We start from the raw sequence: 18,727 nt of genomic DNA, 5'->3' as shown, positions 1-18,727 counted from the left end.
TACAGCTTCCTTGGCTTGCTGCCCGCAACATTGGATCGAGTCAGCCCCTTATCTCGGACGGTTCGTCGCCCTTTCGAGCTGTTAACTGCGGGAAGGCACTCACCACACCCCAGCAAACCTCGGCGATCAGGCCAGTCGTAAGCGACCTCCTTAAGAAAGCCGCAGGAATCGCCGGGGCTCGCGTGGACGTCTGGAGTCGAGAGCTAGATGACTCCCGCTCATATGCCGCGAAGGGGGCTTAAGTCGGCTGCCCCTCTGATTTCGCCAGCTTTTGGATCAAACATCAGCGCGCCGCGTTGGGTAAGCTAACTCGTCGAGGTGAAAATGATTAGAGACCACGCCTTTATGCGCCGGGAGACGACGCCGGCCGAGCGGCAGGCCCACAAGGCGTTCAGAGAGGTCAGAAATGACGTGACTGATTACGAAAAGGCGCAGAACTCTTTCCACGAAAACCGCGAGCGTCTGAAGGCAGAGCGGCTAGCCCGAGAAGCCGAAGCGAGGGCTCGATCATCTTCCGATTGATGATTTGTCGACAAGCCTGCGCGGTTGACGATCATCACTGCATAATCTGCGCAGTCTCTCGGTAACGTACCATGTTGTGCTCCTGCCTTATGGCTACAGGCCCCATAGCAAATCCCACTCTGTGGTAGCGATTAGGAACAGTCGGCGCAGTGCTGGGTTATGCGCCTATGAAGACGTTTTTCTTTGACCTAGCCGGAGAGCTTCCGGCCCACGACGTCCTGGGACGCCAATGCAAGTCCGGCGAGGAAGCGAAGGACCACGCTCAGTTCATCGCTCATCGCATGGGCACCGAGCGGCCGACTTTCGCAAAGCCAGGGAACTATATCTCAGTCCGAGATGAGAGCGGCCGCGAGATATTCAAGGCGCCTATTAAACCGACGATCCGCACTCAAGTTGCGCGTCACCAGTGCCCTACTTCGCTTATTGAATGAATTCGAAAGTTGGTGACCGAACTAGTCAGATGTACAGAGCTGCGCTTTTCAAACCACATCAAGCCAATCGGCGGATGTTCACTTCGTTGATGATGTTGGCAGTCGACGCAAATGGCGTAGTTGCGCTGCGGATGATGAAACTGATGCGCGGCGGCAGAAGAGCTCGTCGCGAAGCTGAACTGATGGTCAGCGAAAAAATACGTGCTGCTTTCGAAGCTACCGCCAGTCTAATGGCTGGTGCTTCGGGTGATGAAATAGTCCATCAATATCGGCGGCATGTAGCGGTAAATGCGAAGCGGCTGAGCAAGCTTAATTCGGGCCGAAGCCGAAATCGTGCGTTCAAGCGAACAAGGCGCCGACGAAAATAACGGCCTCAGCTAAGACCGCTGACAGTCATCCGCCGCTGGCCCTAATCTTAGGGATGTGGAGTTCATAATCCTGGGTCTGGAACGTACAGGGTACTGACCTACGAATGACCGTCGTGGTCGACCCAATCAATCCTCGGAGTGTCAAATGAGTAAACGTAGACCGGCAGCGAAGTCAAAGCACAGCCTCGGCCCGAAAATAGCCGCTAAGGCCCAGCGGGTCGCTCAGACTGTTGTTAGAAGTCCCAAAGGAAGCCGTCTGCCCTCAGCTGGGACAGCCTCGACTGAATCACACCCAGAGCGACATAGCGAAGAAGAGGCTCTCGGGGGTGATCCGATGACAGCTTTTCACGAAACTCGCCTTGAGCCTGCAACAGCCTTACAAGATGAGCCCAATTACGACCCAACGAAAGGATCTGATTTTTCTTCAGCCGCGGCAAACGTGCGAGCAATTCAAGCAAAGTTGCTGGAAGTGGCACAAGCCGATATGCAATTTGCCTTTGAGTTCGCTGAGAGGCTCGCGACGATGAGGTCGCCCGTCGAATTTCTCAGTGTCACTGCAGAATTCACAAGCAAGCGGAGCGCCATGTTCCTGAAGCATTCGAAAGAGATCGCTGAATTAAGTATCAGTTGGCGAACAGCCCTATGAGGAATATCCGTTCCGTTCGCGCTTTTAAGATCAGCCAACCCAATCATCTTATTTTTTCGCGCTAACGGATACACATCGCTGCCGGCCGGGCCGCGGATTTGCCTTGGCATGACGGGGGCGGTGATCGTCGCGAATTGCTGAGAACCAAAGCTTTGTGCAGTCCTCGCTTCACCTTCTCGTCGGTCATCACTTTGAGAAGTTCACCCGCCGAACTGTTCGCCGCCTCGTTTTGTCCCTTCGCTCCTGAGAAGTCCGCAGTTGCGAGGCAGGGCTCGCCAGTTGGCGGCCTTTTTCATGGACGCAATTCGCCTAGTTTGAAATTAACAGTGGCCTGATTTGAACTTTCGCCCTGTCCTGCCGTCTACAGTTATGGATCGGATTCGGGAAAAGCAGACGCTAGAAGCCAAACTCGCCAGATGCCGCGAGCTGGCGAAAGAGTTCCCACACGGCTCCACGGCGCAGATGATCCGCGATATGGAAGAAGAATTCCGCCAGCAAATCCGAGAACTCGAAAAACAGTAAGGCCGCCTCGGCATGGTCCAGGTCCTTCGGAGTGACATGCAGGGCGCGCTCGCTTCGATGTCGTCCGAGGATGCGCTCGAATAGGCCATCGGCCAGCACCACGCGAGGATTTTGAGCGGCTGCCACAGCGTATATCCGGCCGCGGCGGTCAGGATCATCTGACGACTACTTTGTGAAATTATAATAACCGCTCACGGGGCCGTTCTGCCGCCAGGAGCCTTTCTCGACCATATGCTGCGACGCTTGCAGCGGCTTCAACGGCGCTGTCGAGGCGCTGTTTCATTAAGGCCTCCATACGATTCTCCATACCATTAAGGGTAGCCAGGGAGGCCGCATGGCAAGCTGCAGTAAGTCGTTGCGAACACAACCATCGTCAATGGCGCCGGCAAGAAGGCCGACATCGAGGCCCACGTTGCGCAGAGCGTCTGGCCAAGCTCGCGGACGGGCGTCGCAGTGATCCGCGTCGGCGGCGCGACCGAGGCCGAGGTGAAGGAGCGCAAGGATCGCGTGGATGACGCGATGCATGCGACCCGCGCCGCGGTCGAGGAAGGCATCGTGCCGGGCGGCGGCGTCGCCCTGCTCCGCGCCTCCGAGCAGCTCAAGCGCATCAAGACCGCCAACGACGACCAGAAGACCGGCGTGACGCCCCTTCGCCACTTCCCTGTGTTCCGATCGCTACATTCTGCGAACGCACGCTTGTTTGTTCGATCGGCTCTCGAAGAGGGCAACTAAGCGGCTTGGCCCAGTACGCTGCGATCCGCCACGGTCGCCGAACGCAACAGGAAGCCGAACTTCGTCGGCTAAAGAACGCTCATCAACGGTGCGTACTTCATTCGGTACGACACGGCCGATGGGCTCAAGGCTTAAGTGCTGCTTGCGCTTTGCTTTTTGAGATGTCCCGGTCCAATCCATCACGGGCCTATTTGAGCTTATTTCTGCCTAGCAGCAGCAATCCGGGCAAGCTCCACGAAATTCCGGTCCCGCGGCCCAGTGGACCGGCGCTCACAAGGGGCCAGCATTCTTTGTTTACCTCATCGACGTGAAGTTCGGCGTTGTCGTTGATGTCGAGGCATGACTTGAGACGTACTCGCGCCACCGCGATGCTGGCTGCCGCCGTTCATCCGAAGATCGCCAGCGAGCGTGTGGGTCATAGCAGCACCGCCATTACCCTGGCCTACTCCCATGTGCTGCAAGTTGCAGACTAACGCGATGGACAATTATAGGAAGCGGGCGAAACTGAAGAGGAGCTGGAAGCGCCCGCCAGGGTGAACAAGACGGCCCTAGCGAGATGCGCCAGAGCCGTCCACTTCCGGCGGGAGCCTGTTTGGCGACGCAAACCGGAAGCCAGCGAGTCGACTCTCGCAAGCCAACATCGTTCCTTAAATAGCGGCACCTGCGCACGACGATTCCGGACAACACGCGCCGGGCCTTACCACTCGGGTCACCCACCGGAATGGTTTATTGGCCCTATACCAGAATGATGGAAGGCCCAGGGTCATCGGGCACTGGAGGAACAATATCGTCTACAAGCGACTTGCGCCGGGGGTAGGAGAGGAATTGAAGCGTTTGACGCCGCGCCCTCCCGGCGGAGACTACAAGAATAAATTGTTTCAAAGACTAACTGAGGACGTCGGGCATCCTAACCTTCGCGAGCATTTGGCGGCCGTTCTAATGCTTATGAAGTACTCGCCTGACAGGTATTCATGGAACGGCTAGTCAAGGAGTCCCCCCAGTAAGGCAGCAACTATATGCTCCCGTTCCCGGACGATTAGCAGCCACCGGAAATGAAAAAGGCCGCCAACTGAGGCGGCCTCACGCTCGCGATCTTTGGGTTTCTCGGTCTCGATGGCTAGGGCGCAACACCCCCTAGTCTGCCGCGCTGATGCGGGTGAGTTCAAAGATAACGATCGCCCCGGCGAATTTGCCACCCCAAAATCAAACCAGGCCACTGAGTTCGGAAACAGGCCAGTACCCGCGGGCTGTTTCGCCGCATGGCTTATGCGCTTTGTCACGATCCGCCGCCCGACGCCGGCCCGCGGTGTCGTCCAAGCGGAGGCGGGGCGCCCTCCGGTTGATCGTAATGGATGCACATCAGGCCAAAGCCACCCGTCCGAGCCGAGCAACAATGAACGCGCTCAAAGTGAGAGAAATAGGTACGCGGCAATAATTGCCGATTGCCAAGCGCAATGAAAAGACCGGAGGGCTTAGGAACGGTCTCACCCAGATCTGGTTCTTCCCAAGGAGCCGGGGCAAGTCATCAAACTGCAAATCAGCGGAGAACGAAGATGGCAAATCCACGCCAGGAGGACAAATCTACGCAAGGCATGGAAGACGCAGCCCGCCGCGCCAGCGACAGGGCTGCTGAGCAGACCACGCGTATCGGACAAGCTGCGGCCGATCAGACGTCGCGTGTCGGGCAAGCTGCCGCCGAAGCCGGTGAGCAAGTGGCTCGAGCAAGTGCGGATATGCTCAAGCAAAACGTCGAGACGTTACAGAACGCATGGCGTTTCGGCCTGGAAACCGCGACCTCGGCCATGGGACGGACTACCGAGCAACTTGGTCGCACGCTCGGCGTGTCAGGAGAAGGGGTGCAACAGGCTATGGAGGCAACGGAACGGTCGGCCCGCAACGCGCAAACGCTGCTTTACAGCAGCACCGCTGCCGCGAGAATGATGGGTGGAATGTCTCAAGAGTACTTCCAGATGGTCCGGCACCAGGTCGAGAAGAACATGGACCACATGAACGAGTTGTGGACGTGCCGAACTCCACAGGACTTTGCAGCCGTACAAAGTGACATGGTGCGGGAGACCGTGGAAACCGCTTTGGAAAGCAGCCGTCGGATAGCCGACATGTCGCTCAAAATGGCCGATGAAACCGGAAAGCAGATCAAACAAACTATGGAAGAGATCCGGCGCGTCGCCTAAACCCGAGTTTACAGGTCAACTGAAAAGAGCGGCTGCTGGCAACCGCTCTTTCCCGAGCGGTGATATTTCTATCGGAGCGGACATCGTTCAGGCGGAGGTGGAGCGCAACGACCAGGGCTTGGCCCGTCTTCACCGGTGGAAGAGACGCTTAACTAGTCGCTCGCCGCACCGAACCTCCGCAGTTGGCGAAGAAGCCGGTGCAGATCGAGGTGGTTGAAGAGGGAGACGAGCGGTTTCTCTTGAAAACCTTTGACGACGGTGAAAGTGCCAAGGAAGAAAAGGTTGCGATCGCGAATTGATTGGAGTCGTAAGTTTAGCACAGGTCTAAAGCGGGGACGTGCTGGCATTTAAGCGCGAGAGCTACCGCACCTCCCCCAGCCCGATCCTGTGTCAGCTCTATCGTCGAATGCCGACATCGTTCGACTTGTAACGGCCAAGAACGGAAGGTGACCGCGGAACACAACTAACGGCGCAGCTGGTATGACTGAAGGCTACCCGTTTGCTACCAAAAGCTTCAGAGTGCGCTGCAACGACGGGCGTGGACCACCCGAACACCTCGTACAACCTCCTTCGCGAGTATCCACACCGTAACGTTACGGAAAGCGAAATAGCTGGATCAAGACACCGTATTGCGGGCTATCGAGGATGCCAGGCGCATCCTTGGGGAATACATTGCACCCGGCCCGCGAGACGCCACGGGAACGGTGCACCGGCTGATAGCCGTTCTCGATAGAGATGAGGTTGTCCACGCTATTGATCGAATGAAGCGGCGCCGGACGCTACGCCTTGTGGAATAGACGGAGTCGCTAATCGACCATGCAGGCCACGAACGCTAAAAGCCCGGCGGTCATTTCGACCGCCGGGCGATTACGCTAGTATACTTTTGTAGGCAGGAAAGCAGCCATTAAACCAGGAAAAAATGGCAACGTCTGTCCAGAAGTGAACACAAGGGGCGATTTGGTTGCAGGCCCGCCAGCGTGAACCGGCGGCAGCCTGGATCCGAGCAGAGCAAAGGAACGGGTTTCAAAGAAGCCATTGTTAACCCGTGCACTCAAGACGCGCTCAACGCCGGCTACCTCTACCTCGAAGTGAAGTGCCTGGGCTACAACACTCACCAGACCGTACCGTTGAACATCGTACGCCGACCCAAGACGATACCGGTCCATGAAAACGCTACATGCGCTGCCGGGACGGCTCACAGAGCTCCGTGGGATGAAGCCAAGGCTCTACAGAGGCCATTGCCCAACGAAGCGACCAGGATCGTCGCGCGCGGTGTAGACAAGGAACACAAGGTCGCCGCATGAAATATGCCACCACCCGCCCTACGCCGACCCGGAAAAAAGCCGCGCGCCGGATCCTCGAGATCGCGAACGCGGTCGAGCCGGTTCAAGGGCGCATCCACATCGAGAAAATCAACGAGCCGTTTCTTTTTCGAGATGGCGGCAGCCCGGCCGAGTACGGCGCTGGCCTCAAGCTCGCGATCGACCGCGGCTGGCTCACGCTGCATGAGTCAGGGATTTTCGTCACCTTCACGCCCGCCGGCGCCGAGCTGTTCGCCTGACGCACTAGTCCGGGGTGCCACCATGCCGCCTTTCAACGGTCAGATGTTTTTGGTCGGCAAAGCCGGCCGATTTACTTCTTCGGCCTTTTCATTTCATCGTCTGGCGTCCTTACGTCGGCAGGACTGCCGCTAGCCCTTGTGCCAGCTGTTCCCGGGGGGCCCCCTCCGCCGGAAGCGCCTGCACCGCCGTCACCGGCGGCTCCTGCGGCGCCTGCGCCGCCCGCCCCAGCTCCGCCAGCTCCTCCGGCACCACCACCTTGGGCGACAGCCAATGTTGAGCCGAGCGCAAAGAACAATGCTAACGCGATCGCTGATACTTTCATGGTCATTCTCCTAAGACCTCTGGAAGCATCGGCAATCTCCCAGGCGCCGCTTTCGTTCATTTGCTGCGACCAAATGCGTCGACGGCCTATCAGCTTTAGGAACCATTCCTCGCGCGGAGCTTAAGCCAGAGCAGCAATCGCCCGGCGCAACGGAGGGAGGAAGGACATGACGCCGAATTCAAAGACGCCACTAAGGCCCGAAGATTTTCCCGTGGATGTCGAAGGTCAGAAGATAAAGAAGCAGGACGGTACTCCCATCGCAGATGCGGAGACTCCCGCCGTCGCTGCCGAAATCGCAGAGCGCCTGAACGAAGACGAAGACAGGCGCGAAGAAGACAAGTGGTCAGCGTGAGGTATGAAGGTGGCGAGCATTGAGTTTAGCGGGCACGCGACGGCGTGTCTCGTTCGTAACCAGTCCGAGACTGGAGCGGCGTTGGAGGTAGCCAGCGCGATCGAGCTTCCGGCACAATTTACATTGGTGGTCGCCTCTGACCGCATCAGGTGCATAGCTATTTGGCGAATGGGAAAGATGATTGGAGTCAAATTCCTCTTATAAGTCGTTGGGGCCATAAAAATGGCCCCGACGCGAGCCGTGCACCGAGGCCATCAAAGTATTCACTTTGCAAACAGCCAAACAGAGTAGTGGGTACCTATCTGGCCGCCCGATAGAAGCGGGAAAAATTGGCAACGTCTGTCCAATATTGAACAGAAGACTGAAGGGTAAGCTTCTTCAATGGCACCGGTGCAATCCGGCAACATCTTAAAGGCGCGAAGGGCCCCAGCATTGGCCCTGAATCCCTTCAGGAGCCGAGGCGTCGCACCGGGGCGAGGTGCGACAGCGCCTCAACCCACTTCCCTCAATCGCGGCAGCAGCCGCAAGCCGGTAGAGCGTCGGCTCTGATGTTAGGAACGCCATCCTGCAATACCTCCCGTCACGGCGTGGCAGCGCGTCAACCGGAAGTAAGAACTCCTAGTTGGCGGCCTCTTTCTTCCTGACGGATTGACCGAAGCAGTTCAGTTGAACCGCAGCGGCGTATCCGACCTCAGTAAGCCTGCTCAGGGTGGCGTCGCCACGATTGGCACATTCAATTATTTTGCTGGCAATGATTCGACGGGCATTGTGTTTATCGCTGCCAGTTGGAAGAACTAAGCACGCACGCTCAAGAGCGACTTCCATTTTAGCTATAGTTAGGCGATCGAAGGTATCAGTGATCATTGATCTTCCCTTCCTCGGTCCCCCAAATATTCGCTTAAACGCCCGTTTTGTCTGTCCGGTTCCGACCGTCGTCAGAAAGAGCCATGCAAATCATCGCACCGGGACGACGTGACAACGCGGATGCGACATCGTGACCCGGAAGCCATACGTAAGTCGGGCCGGCTGAAATGTCGGGCGCCTGACACAACATGAAGACTCGTCAAGCCGTCACCATTCTTAAAATAGCAGCCCCGTCGGTACCCGTTGTAGGCTTAGCTAGGTTTTCAGGGGGCAGCTTTAGAGCGATGGAAGAATACCGCGCTATGTGATCGGGCCCGACGGCCACATTATCAACCGGGTTGATCTCCGCTGCTTTGATGAGAAAGAGGCGAGGAGGCTCGCAAAAATCGCCGTTGATGGCCACGCCGTTGAGCTTTGGCAAGCCGACCGCTTCATAGAACGTTTTGAACCAGAGCGTTAAGGGCGCCTCAATTGGCGGATATCTGTCCCGCACTTCTTCAAGAGGGCAAATAGGTCCGCCAGACTGTCGGATACCCGACTATCAGCGCACAATTAACTGGCTATTGCCTCTCTTTGCGCCCACCGTGATCTATCACCGAATTCGGCCCTCAGGTATTGGTGACAGAGAGGGTTGAAGCTCCCGCCTGGTTTTGTGCTGGAGCTAATATGGCCGCTGAAAATCACCTTTTGACTTTGCTCGACTCTGCAACCCGATCCGAACTGAAACCTCACATGACGACAATCACCGTCGAGCATGGTGAGATGCTTCATGGCTCCTCATCGGAGATCCAATTCGCCTACTTCCCGCAATCCACCATCGTCTCGGTCCTCGCACGCACCGAACAGGGATGGGCCAGTGACTTCCGGTCTACTCTGACAAGCAGACAGGAGATGGGCAAGCTTGATGTCTACGAGAAGCAGATGCTTACTTCGCCCGACCAGCAAATCTCCCTGACCGATCCCGACAGCCGATCGATGGCAACGAGCGGCCGGGGCTCCGGTGTTGTCGGCTACAACGTGCAGGTCGCCGTGGACACCGAGCATCATCTGATTGTGGCGCACGAGGTGACGAACAGCGGCTCAGATCGGGCACAACTTGCCAATATGGCTACGCAGGCGAAGGCTGTTCTAAAGACCGAGACACTCGAGGCCGTGGCCGATCGCGGCTACTTCCGCAGCCCGGAGATCCTCGCATGCCACGAGGCCGGCATCACCGTAACTCTGCCCAAGCCACAGACGTCGGGTGCCAAATCGGATGGGCGCTTCGGTAAACAGGACTTTGCCTATTTGCCAGAGGAGGACGCCTATCGCTGTCCAGCCGGGGAGCGGCTGCCATATCGCTTTACGAGCGAGGAAGACGGCAAGATGCTGCGGCGCTACTGGACCACCGCCTCTCAAAATTGTCGCTCACCGCCGCTCATAACGGTCAGGTTGCAGGTTCGAGCCCGGTGGCCGGCTAGTGAAATCCGTGGTCTCATCGAACGCGAGTTGGGATAACCGCACCAGATACAACTCGATCACGTAAATCCCCTAAGCAATTCCAGTTCGCGCACATAGACCTATCCTATTTCCACTCCACGCTAACCGAATATGCGACTGCCAGCTCCCTACCCTTTTGTCGGCAGCCGCTTCGGCCTTCATCAAGAACAGTGCTGCCGAAATTCAGCACCATTCAAAAGTGGCGGCAGTGGAGCGCCGAGTGACCGAGCCACGTGGCATGTCGAAAGAACAAGCTGCGGCTTACGCAGGTTGCGAGTCGCTGTCAGCGTTCAACGACTGGGTTCGACGCGGAATCATGCCGAGACCGATTCCTGGAACACGCAAATGGGATAGAAAAGCTATCGATGCAGCCCTTGACCGGATGTCTGGTCTCGACTCTAAAATTCGACCGCAACTGTCACCCTACGACGAATGGAAGGCTTCGCAAAATGCGGACGCGGCTCAGAGGCATCAACAGCTTAACCAAAAGACTCGCTGATGGGACAGTCAAGACGTATTGGTACGCTTGGAAGGGTGGTCCACGTATCGATGCAGAACCTGATACGCCGGACTTTATACGGTTGTACAGTGAGGCAATCGCGTCCAAGCCGAAGAAGAGCACAGAAACGTTTAGCTCGCTCATCGACTACTTCAAGGATCAGAGCGAGTACACGGGCCTTGGTGATAAGAGCAAGCGCGCGTACGATCAGTACCTCGCGCTGATCGAAGCTAAATTCGGCACTATGCCGGTCGGCGCTATCGAAGACAGACGTGCGCGAGGGGATTTCAAGGCCTTCCGCAACACGTTCGCTTCCACCCCGCGCAAAGCAGATTACGTTTGGACGACGATTGCGCGCGTGCTCTCAGTCGCAAAGGATCATGGCAAGATCGCTGTGAACGTCTGCGAACGCGGCGGTCGCCTTTATGAATCCGATCGGTCGGAGATAGTCTGGACCGCCGAGGATATCCGTATCTTTTGCGGTGTCGCGTCCATCGAGCTGCAGGCTGCTCTCCTGCTCGCGCTCTGGACAGGCCAGCGCCAGGGAGATCTGCTACGGCTGACCTGGAGCCACTACGATGGCACGTACATCCGGATGCGTCAGTCGAAAGGGCGCGGCAGCAAAGGCCGGCAGCGTGTAACGATACCGGTCGGGCCACCGCTGAAGGCGGTCCTTGATGCTGCGCTCAAGGAGAAGCGCTCGGCCGTCACCATTTTGGTCAATTCGTTCGGCCGACCCTGGACGGAGGACGGTTTCCGGACGAGCTGGGACAAGGCATTCAAAAGGACGTCGCTGAAAGACCTGCACTTCCATGATTTACGCGGAACGGCCGTCACCCGGCTTGCGCTGTCGAATTGCTCAGTGCCCGAGATCGCCGCGATCACCGGACACTCCATGGCAACAGTGCAGCAGATACTCGACGCACACTACCTTGGGGGTCGGGTCGAACTTGCAGAGGCAGCGATTAAGAAGCTGAGCGCGGTCTATGCATAGGCGCAGAAACCAGAATTGGGATGTGGATGGTTCCAGGTGAAGGCGTTCACCGGTCGCCAAGGCGTCTGCGTGAGAGAATGCTCCACGCCGCCGGGAAGGAGATAGCCGCTGCGGTAACGCGCAGCCATCCCCGCCCGCTTCTGAGCAGACGGCACGTCGACGAGCACGGAAACCGAACAAAAACTCCCAACTGACCTCCCAACTGAAAGGTCCGTTCTGATACGAAATCGTGGTAAGTCCTTGCGAGGCTTGGTGGGCGCACCAGGGCTCGAACCTGGGACCCGCTGATTAAGAGTCAGCTGCTCTACCAACTGAGCTATGCGCCCGGACGCTTTAAGTCCGGCAAACCTTCGCGAGAGGGCGTCGTTTAGCAAAGCGATCCCGGGATGTCCAGCAAGCTGGGCAGAGTTTTCCCGGGCTTTGGCTGAGCGCCGGAACGGCGAAAAGCCGCTGGATTTCAGCGGCTTCCGCCCATGTTCGGACTGGGCGCCAATCAGGGGCGCGTCAGAGGCGCTCGGGGCGGCCCCGGTCGCCGTCCCGGTCATACCTGTTCCGGTCATAGTCGCGATGGCGATCGAAGTCGCGGTCCATGCCCCGGTGCTCGCGGTGCCGCCAGCCTTCCCTGCCCCCGAACCGGTCCATGCGGGTCAGGACGGCGAGCCGGCGCTTCTGGCTGTCATCCAGCGTCTTGTAGAGCGGGTCGGCCGCGTCGGCGATCTTCTTCATTGCGGCTGCCGAGGCCGCCATGGTCTCGGCCCGGTCGCGCAACCGTGTCACCGGATCGTCCGGCTTCTGGCTGGAATCGTCCCTTTGCGCGTTCATCCGCGCATTGGCGCGATCGATCCTGAGCTTGGCGAACTCCCGGACCGCGGCCTCGACCGGCGGCCACAGCTTTTCCTGCTCGGCCGTCAATTTAAGACCGGCATGGACGGCCGCGATCCGTGCGTCGGTATAGGCCGCCCTGTCCTCCGGGCTCATCCGCATATGGCCATGGCTCCAATGGCGGTGCTGGGCATAGACGGCGGTCGAGCCGGCGATGGCAAGGACCGCGACGGCTGCGATGGTGAATTTCCTCATGCGAACCTCCTTGAAAAGTTGCATGAAGATGAGCCTGCGTCAGGCGGCGTTCAACTTAAGGATTGGCAAGGGAGGCTGCCCTTACCAAGATGTAATGTGACCCCGCTTGGTCCAGCGCGATGCGGCACAGCTACAGCATCCCCAACGCACGCGGCAGCCACAACGAGAGCTCCGGCACGTAGGTGACGATGCCGAGGAAGATCAGCATGGTCAAAAGCCATGGCCATACCGCGATCGTCAGTTCGGTGATGCCCATCTTGGCGATGCCCGAGGCGACATAGAGGTTGAGCCCGACCGGCGGATGGCACATGCCGACTTCCATGTTGACCACCATCAGGATACCCAAATGCACCGGATGGATGCCGAGCTTGACTGCCACCGGAAACAGGATCGGCGCCATGATCAGCACGATCGATGACGGCTCCATGAAGTTGCCGGCGAGCAGCAGCAGCACGTTGACGATAAGCAGGAAGATGATCCAGTCGACGCCGACCGAGGTGATCCAGTTTGCAATGTGCTGCGGAATGTTTTCGTTCGCCATCAGGAACGAGAACAGCACCGCATTGGTGATGATGTAGAGAATCATCGCGCTCATATTGGCCGAGCCGAGCAGCACCTTTGGCACGTCCCTGAGCGACATGTCGCGATAGACGAACACTGCAATCACGAAGGCATAGACCGCGCTGATCGCCGCCGCCTCCGTCGGCGTGAAAATGCCGGCATAGATGCCGCCGAGCACGATCACGATCAGCAGCAAGCCCCACATGCATTCGCGGAACGCCGTGAAGCGCTCGCCCCAGCTCGCGCGCGGCAATCTCGGATAATCATTCCTCCAGGCGCGGTAGAAGGTGGTCAATCCAAGCAGCGTCGCCATCATCAGGCCGGGGATGACGCCGGCCATGAACATCTGGCCCACGGACGCCGACGACACCCGCTGGCCGGCGGGATCGAGCGCGATGCTGCCGCCGGTCGCCACGCAATAGATCACCATCACGATCGACGGCGGGATCAAGATACCGAGCGCGCCTGATGTCGTGATGACGCCGGCACCAAAGCGTTTTGGAAAACCCTGCTTGACCATCGCCGGCATCATGATCGCGCCGATCGCGATCACCGTCGCGGGCGAGGATCCGGACACGGCGGCGAACAGCGCGCAGGCCATGACGCCGGCAAGGCCCAGGCCGCCATACCAGTGCCCGACCATGGTAGTCGCGAAATTGATCATGCGTCTGGCGACGCCGCCATGGGTCAGGAAATTGCCGGCGAGAATGAAGAACGGGATCGCCATGATCTCGAAATTGTCGATGCCGGTGAACAGTTTTAGCGCCACCGACTCGGTCGGCACGTTCGTCATCGCATAAATGACCGTAAGCACTGTGAGACCGAGCGCGATCGAGATCGGCATGCCGGTCAGCATCAGCAGGATCAGCAGTCCAAAGATGATGAAGGAGGTCATCGCGTCACCTCCGCGACGCCGGCACCGGGCGCATCGACATCGACACCCTCGACATGGGCGTGGTCATGGTGCGGTAGTTCGCCCGTGAAGAAGTAGCGATACGCGACCTGCAGGAAGCGGAAGCACATCAGGTAGGAGCCGAGCGGAATGCAGAGATAGACAAACCAGCTCGGGATCTCGAGGTCCGGCGACACCTGGTCGGTGTGGTACAGCCCGTAGACGAAATGCGCGCCCATGGTGCCGATGACGGCGGTGAAGAAGGCCCCGCAAAGCAGTCCGAACAGCACGATCGCGTTCTTCCAGGGCGACCTGATCTGGTTGACCACGACGTCGACGCCGACATGGATGCCGGTGCGAACGCCATAGGCGGCGCCGAACTTGGCGACCCACACGAACATGTAGATGCAGAGTTCCTGCGCCCAGGACAGGTGGATCGGGAACAGGATCGGAAAGAGGAAGGGAACGCCGAGCAGATAGCGGTGGCAGACGGCGACGAAGATGATGACGGTCGCGAGCGCCATCAGCGTCGCGATCAATATCTCCTCAAGCCGGTCGAGGATGCGAAGCAGCATCAATGTCCCCCCTCAGGTCAGGCGTTTACGACGCCTCACCTTTCACATTCCTTCACGGCCGTGTGTTGCCGAGCCCCCGATATATAAGGGCTTCCGTGCCTTGGCACGAAAGCCCGATAACGTCGTCTCAGTTGGTCGCGCCCTTGGCTTCCTTCATGAACTCGTCGATCAGCCCCTGGCCGACACGGCCGGCGACGTCTTTGTAGACCGGCTCCATCGCCTTGCGCATGGCCGAGTCCTGCTCCGGCGTCAGCTTTATGATCTCGCTCTTGCCGGTCTTGACGATCTCGGCGAGCGCGTCGTCGTTTTCCTTCTGCGACTGACCGTTGCCGTAGGCGGTGGCTTCCTTCATCGCCTTCTCGCACTGGGCGCGGATGTCAGCCGGCAGGCCATCCCAGAACTTCTTGTTCACAACCACGATGTAGCCGATATAGCCGTGATTGGTGTTGGTGATGTACTTCTGCACCTCGTGCATCTTCTGGGTATAGATGTTCGACCAGGTGTTCTCCTGCCCATCGACGACGCCCGTCTGCAGCGCCTGGTAGACTTCCGAGAACGCCATCACCTGCGGGACCACGCCCAGGTTACGGAACTGGGCTTCCAGAACCTTCGAGGACTGGATGCGGAATTTCAGGCCGCGATAGTCGGCCGGCGAAATGAGCTTCTTATTGGCGCTCATCTGCTTGAAGCCGTTGTCCCAGTAGGCGAGACCGGTCATGCCCTTCGGCTCGAGCAGCTTGAGCAGCCTGGTACCCAGCGGTCCGTCGGTGACCTTACGAACCGTGGCGAGGTCGGGGAGAATGTAGGGCAGATCGAACACCTCGAATTCCTTAACCCCGATCGGGCCAAACTTGGCGTTCGAAGGCGCCAGCATCTGCACCGCGCCGAGCTGCAGCGCCTCCAGCTCTTCCTTGTCCTTGTAGAGCTGCGAGTTCGGATAGACTTCGACCTTGACCTTGCCGTTGGTGTATTTCTCGGCCAGCTCCTTGAACTTCTCCGCCGCCAGCCCCTTCGGCGTGTTGGTCGCCACCACGTGGCTGAACTTGATCACGATCGGCGACTGCGCCGCGGCCGGTCCGATCAGTGTCAATGCCGCGATCGATGCCGCAGCCAAAATCAGTTTGCGCATGTATCCTCCCGTTATTCTTCGGCGCACGCCAGCGCGGTACCGAAGCTTGCATGCCATTGCACCAATACAGACAAGCTGGCCCAATTGCCATTGCCCGTTAGCAGGGACCTCGCTTGCCGGGATTTGCTGCAATGCAAAAAGGCGGCCGTCATATCCCGCGAAGGCGATGGATTGCTTCGCGTAGCCTGTTATGGGTGCGCATTCGCGCGAGCCGTTGGCTCGCAATGACGGGCGGAGACAGCGCCACCCACCACTGTCATCCCCGCGAAGGCGGGGATCCAGTACGCCGCGCTTCTCGGTTTAATCACTGGCGTCTCTGGAATACTGGATCGTCCACCTTCGCGGACGACGACAGGTGAATGTGGGTTCGCGATCTCGCGACGCAATCGCGTCCGAGGTTTTGCTATCAATTTTCCCGCCCTCTTGTTCAGAGGGCGCAGGGAAGACCGGGTGCTTGCTGCACCCGCGGTCTCGTGTGCATTTTGCGCACTAAGAACGCGCACACGAGCATACAGGTACAGCGGGAGCATCCCGGCCTTCCCTGCGCAATGGCTTTACGGCTTACTTCGTGCTCTTCCCGGTGAACGGCTTTCTTGCCACCGTCGCCCCTGAGAAGCTTCGCTTCCAAAGGACTTAACGCCAGCACCGCGGCGCCAGAACCACACGACTTCGCCGTACGCGTCGGGCGCACACGTCTAGCGCACCTCTCGCGTCCATCGCATCCCACCGCACGTTCGTGACGATCGCGAGCCGCCCCTCGATCGGGTGAGACGGGCAGAGTTATGCGGCTGATTTGCCTCTCGCGTTAAGCGAAATATTTTTGATTCTCTTCATTTCCGGGACTTGACACGATTTCTGAAAATCAGAAGTGATTTGCCTCGGATTGATTTGTCGCAGTCATGCGTTGAAAGTTCGCGTGCGTACGACGCGAAGCACTTTGCAGATCATAGAATTAGCCGCGGGCGTGATTCCCGCCGTGCCGCCACAACCATGCCCTGGCGAAGATTGCACTCCGCTAATCCCTGCGACGTGGCGGAAGTGAGCCTTGGAGGTCGTCGGAGCCGCCCTCTATTTCGTCGCCTCGTCGGTTATGTCGCTCAAGACCTTCGCAAACGCCGCGTAGTTGGGTGGAGTCTCCAGTCCATGCCGCGGGTAGATTGTTTTATACAGATAGTCGGCTGAATTATAGGACAGCCATACCTTGCCCTGGTCATCCTCCCAAACAAGAGCCTTCGGAGGATTGTCGATCGCCAGCAATGGCGTCTTTGCCATTACCGGGGTGCCGAGCTTGGGGTTCCCGAAGATGAGCACCGTGCGCGGGCGCATATCGATGCCGAACTTCTTTCCCGCAGCGGCGTGGTCGATTTCGGTGAACACAATGAATCATGCGCCCTCCCTTGATTTGACCGCCGCCGCAAAGCGGGAAATCGTATCGTTCACCGAGTAGTTGCTCGACTTCGTAATGATACCGTCGCTCGCGAACGCCGGCGTCACAAACAGGAGCACCAAGAAAGCGACAATGAGTTTCATCGGACTTCTCCTCCTAACCGGATTTCCAACTTTCAGGTAGCCGCCACAATCCTTCGAGTTCAACCTGCCGACACAACTTCTAGAACCGCGTGGTCAAATTGGTCAGCCATTCCGGAGAAATTTCGACCAGGAAGGCTTCGAGCGCCTTGTCCGCCCCCGAAATGACGAGCATGCCGACGACGAGAAGCAAAAGGCCGAGCACAATCTTCATTCCGCTGCCCGCGGCTAACAATCGGCCACGCCAGCGCGCCATCGTTTCCCGGGAAAGCCATCCCAACCCAAGTAATGGCAGTGCCGCGCCGATCCCGAACGCGAGCATCGTCAGCGCTACCTGACCAAGATCCTTGCCTTGGGCGGCCAGTAACGACGCTGCGCCAAGCGTCGGCCCTACGCAAGGGCTCCATACGGCACCCAAAAGGACCCCGATCCAAAACTGCCCGGCAACACCGCTTGCGCGGCTCATTGCCAGCCTGCTGTCGGCCCAATTTCCGATCGGGCCCGCTGCAACCGCGATCTGCGCCTGTAGCCGCGGAGCGACGAGCACGATGCCCACAAGCATGATCAGCGTCGCCGCCACGTAGCGCAGCCGGTCGGCATCCAATCCGATCGAGTGACCGGCCGTCGCCAGAAATAATCCGATGCCGACAAACGAGAGGCACAACCCGGCAGCAAGCGCCAACGGTCCCAGACGATGGCTCGATGCCGCGGTAGCGAGCACGATTGGAAGTATCGGGAGCACGCAAGGTGAAAGGATCAAAAGGATTCCCGCGAGGAACGCCACAACCGCACTGCCGATCGTCATCGACGCTTCCCCATCTCCAAGTCACCTTTGCTCCAAGTCACCTTTGCTCCAAGTCACCTTTGCCGGCACGCTCGACGACGAAGTCAGACGGCTTTTCCGACCATGGCGAAGATCGAATCCCGCTTGGTATCGCCTACCGAGCGGGCCGCTTCCTTGTCGCCCTTGAAGGCAATCAGCGTCGATTGCGCACGGACGCCAAACCGATTGAGCAGGTCTTTCTGGCTGTCGAAATCGATGACGAAATAGACGAGATCCTTGAACTTTGGATCAGCCCTTAGATCGCTCAGGATCGGCGCCTGTGCCTTGCAGGTCGGACACCAGGGGGCATAGACCGCAATCAGAATTGGCTTGCCGGCTTTCTGGGCCGCGGCGAAGGCCTTGGCATCGAACGCATGCGCGCCACCTGCGAACGCCGGCGAAGCAGCGAGCGTTCCGGCAGCAAGCACGGCTCCAAGAATGAATCGGCGGGTCAGCATGGTATTCTCCTTGTTGATCTGGATGAGTTTCTTATTGATCTGGATAAGTTTCGTTTCGGAGGCCGCATATGTTACGTGTGCACTGCAGCGGCCTGGGCTTCGCAGGGTTCACGACTGGAGGTTCGAAGCAACCGCGGCAAAGGTTACCGGCCTGGCAGAAAATTCTTATCTGTCGTCGCCGGATGGGCGGGTGTATCCAG

18 protein-coding genes, 1 tRNA gene and 2 pseudogenes are annotated in these 18,727 nt (G+C 58.5%); 9 read left to right on the top strand and 12 right to left on the bottom strand.

Annotated features, from left to right (window positions below):
• Positions 1-982 precede the first annotated feature (982 nt).
• The gene (locus tag IVA95_RS13365) at positions 983-1,321 is read left to right on the top strand and encodes a hypothetical protein (protein ID WP_346658000.1); all 339 of its coding nucleotides are present in this window, start codon (positions 983-985) and stop codon (positions 1,319-1,321) included.
• Positions 1,322-1,655: 334 nt separating this feature from the next.
• Positions 1,656-1,967 carry a phasin family protein gene (locus IVA95_RS13360; protein ID WP_247510901.1) on the top strand — a complete coding sequence of 104 codons (312 nt, stop codon included), beginning with the start codon at positions 1,656-1,658 and terminating at the stop codon, positions 1,965-1,967.
• A gap of 396 nt (positions 1,968-2,363) precedes the next feature.
• On the opposite strand, the gene IVA95_RS13355 is transcribed toward IVA95_RS13360, so the two are convergent.
• Positions 2,364-2,615, bottom strand: coding sequence for a hypothetical protein (locus tag IVA95_RS13355; protein WP_247510900.1), 252 nt, complete (start codon positions 2,613-2,615; stop codon positions 2,364-2,366).
• 234 nt (positions 2,616-2,849) lie between these two features.
• On the opposite strand from IVA95_RS13355, the pseudogene IVA95_RS13350 reads away from it, so the two are divergent.
• The 5 genes and pseudogenes from IVA95_RS13350 to IVA95_RS13330 all read left to right on the top strand — a co-directional run.
• Positions 2,850-3,131: pseudogene (locus tag IVA95_RS13350) on the top strand (TCP-1/cpn60 chaperonin family protein); the annotation flags it as partial.
• A gap of 434 nt (positions 3,132-3,565) precedes the next feature.
• Positions 3,566-3,694: a hypothetical protein gene (locus tag IVA95_RS13345; RefSeq protein ID WP_247510899.1), complete on the top strand. Its 129-nt coding sequence runs from the start codon at positions 3,566-3,568 to the stop codon at positions 3,692-3,694.
• A gap of 1,080 nt (positions 3,695-4,774) precedes the next feature.
• Complete coding sequence (locus IVA95_RS13340) at positions 4,775-5,413, top strand: phasin family protein (protein ID WP_247510898.1); 639 nt, start codon at positions 4,775-4,777, stop codon at positions 5,411-5,413.
• A gap of 1,300 nt (positions 5,414-6,713) precedes the next feature.
• The gene (locus IVA95_RS13335) at positions 6,714-6,974 is read left to right on the top strand and encodes a hypothetical protein (RefSeq protein WP_247510897.1); all 261 of its coding nucleotides are present in this window, start codon (positions 6,714-6,716) and stop codon (positions 6,972-6,974) included.
• 489 nt (positions 6,975-7,463) lie between these two features.
• Positions 7,464-7,649: a hypothetical protein gene (locus IVA95_RS13330; RefSeq protein WP_247510896.1), complete on the top strand. Its 186-nt coding sequence runs from the start codon at positions 7,464-7,466 to the stop codon at positions 7,647-7,649.
• A 618-nt stretch (positions 7,650-8,267) separates the two neighbouring features.
• Here the strand turns inward: IVA95_RS13330 and IVA95_RS13325 are convergent.
• Positions 8,268-8,513, bottom strand: coding sequence for a hypothetical protein (locus IVA95_RS13325; protein WP_247510895.1), 246 nt, complete (start codon positions 8,511-8,513; stop codon positions 8,268-8,270).
• Between the two features lie 199 nt (positions 8,514-8,712).
• Positions 8,713-8,934: a hypothetical protein gene (locus IVA95_RS13320; protein WP_247510894.1), complete on the bottom strand. Its 222-nt coding sequence runs from the start codon at positions 8,932-8,934 to the stop codon at positions 8,713-8,715.
• A 509-nt stretch (positions 8,935-9,443) separates the two neighbouring features.
• Here IVA95_RS13320 and IVA95_RS13315 point away from each other — a divergent pair.
• A pseudogene (locus IVA95_RS13315) lies at positions 9,444-9,905 on the top strand (transposase); the annotation flags it as partial.
• Positions 9,906-10,441: 536 nt separating this feature from the next.
• Positions 10,442-11,485, top strand: a complete 1,044-nt coding sequence (locus tag IVA95_RS13310) for a tyrosine-type recombinase/integrase (protein WP_247510893.1) — start codon at positions 10,442-10,444, stop codon at positions 11,483-11,485.
• A gap of 250 nt (positions 11,486-11,735) precedes the next feature.
• On the opposite strand, the gene IVA95_RS13305 is transcribed toward IVA95_RS13310, so the two are convergent.
• The 9 genes from IVA95_RS13305 to IVA95_RS13265 all read right to left on the bottom strand — a co-directional run bounded on the left by IVA95_RS13305 (position 11,736) and on the right by IVA95_RS13265 (position 18,527).
• Positions 11,736-11,811, bottom strand: a tRNA-Lys gene (locus IVA95_RS13305).
• Between the two features lie 178 nt (positions 11,812-11,989).
• Positions 11,990-12,562 carry a Spy/CpxP family protein refolding chaperone gene (locus IVA95_RS13300; protein ID WP_247510892.1) on the bottom strand — a complete coding sequence of 191 codons (573 nt, stop codon included), beginning with the start codon at positions 12,560-12,562 and terminating at the stop codon, positions 11,990-11,992.
• A gap of 130 nt (positions 12,563-12,692) precedes the next feature.
• Positions 12,693-14,018, bottom strand: coding sequence for a TRAP transporter large permease subunit (locus tag IVA95_RS13295; RefSeq protein ID WP_247510891.1), 1,326 nt, complete (start codon positions 14,016-14,018; stop codon positions 12,693-12,695).
• Complete coding sequence (locus IVA95_RS13290; protein WP_247510890.1) at positions 14,015-14,590, bottom strand: TRAP transporter small permease; 576 nt, start codon at positions 14,588-14,590, stop codon at positions 14,015-14,017. Before IVA95_RS13290 ends, IVA95_RS13295 begins: the two co-directional genes overlap by 4 nt.
• Positions 14,591-14,717: 127 nt before the next feature.
• A complete protein-coding gene (locus tag IVA95_RS13285) occupies positions 14,718-15,719 on the bottom strand; it encodes a TRAP transporter substrate-binding protein (protein ID WP_247510889.1) in 1,002 nt (333 codons plus the stop codon).
• Positions 15,720-16,787: 1,068 nt separating this feature from the next.
• A complete protein-coding gene (locus IVA95_RS13280) occupies positions 16,788-17,096 on the bottom strand; it encodes a DUF302 domain-containing protein (RefSeq protein WP_247510888.1) in 309 nt (102 codons plus the stop codon).
• Positions 17,097-17,102: 6 nt separating this feature from the next.
• Positions 17,103-17,249: a hypothetical protein gene (locus IVA95_RS13275; RefSeq protein ID WP_247510887.1), complete on the bottom strand. Its 147-nt coding sequence runs from the start codon at positions 17,247-17,249 to the stop codon at positions 17,103-17,105.
• 79 nt (positions 17,250-17,328) lie between these two features.
• Positions 17,329-18,051 carry a cytochrome c biogenesis CcdA family protein gene (locus tag IVA95_RS13270; protein ID WP_247510886.1) on the bottom strand — a complete coding sequence of 241 codons (723 nt, stop codon included), beginning with the start codon at positions 18,049-18,051 and terminating at the stop codon, positions 17,329-17,331.
• An 83-nt stretch (positions 18,052-18,134) separates the two neighbouring features.
• Complete coding sequence (locus IVA95_RS13265; protein WP_247510885.1) at positions 18,135-18,527, bottom strand: thioredoxin family protein; 393 nt, start codon at positions 18,525-18,527, stop codon at positions 18,135-18,137.
• Between the last annotated feature and the right edge of the window lie 200 nt (positions 18,528-18,727).

This window comes from Bradyrhizobium sp. 157 (genome assembly GCF_023073815.1).
In the GTDB taxonomy this organism is placed as follows: Bacteria; Pseudomonadota; Alphaproteobacteria; order Rhizobiales; family Xanthobacteraceae; genus Bradyrhizobium.
Note: the sequence above shows the minus strand (reverse complement) of the source record. Positions and strands in the feature narration are given on the sequence as shown.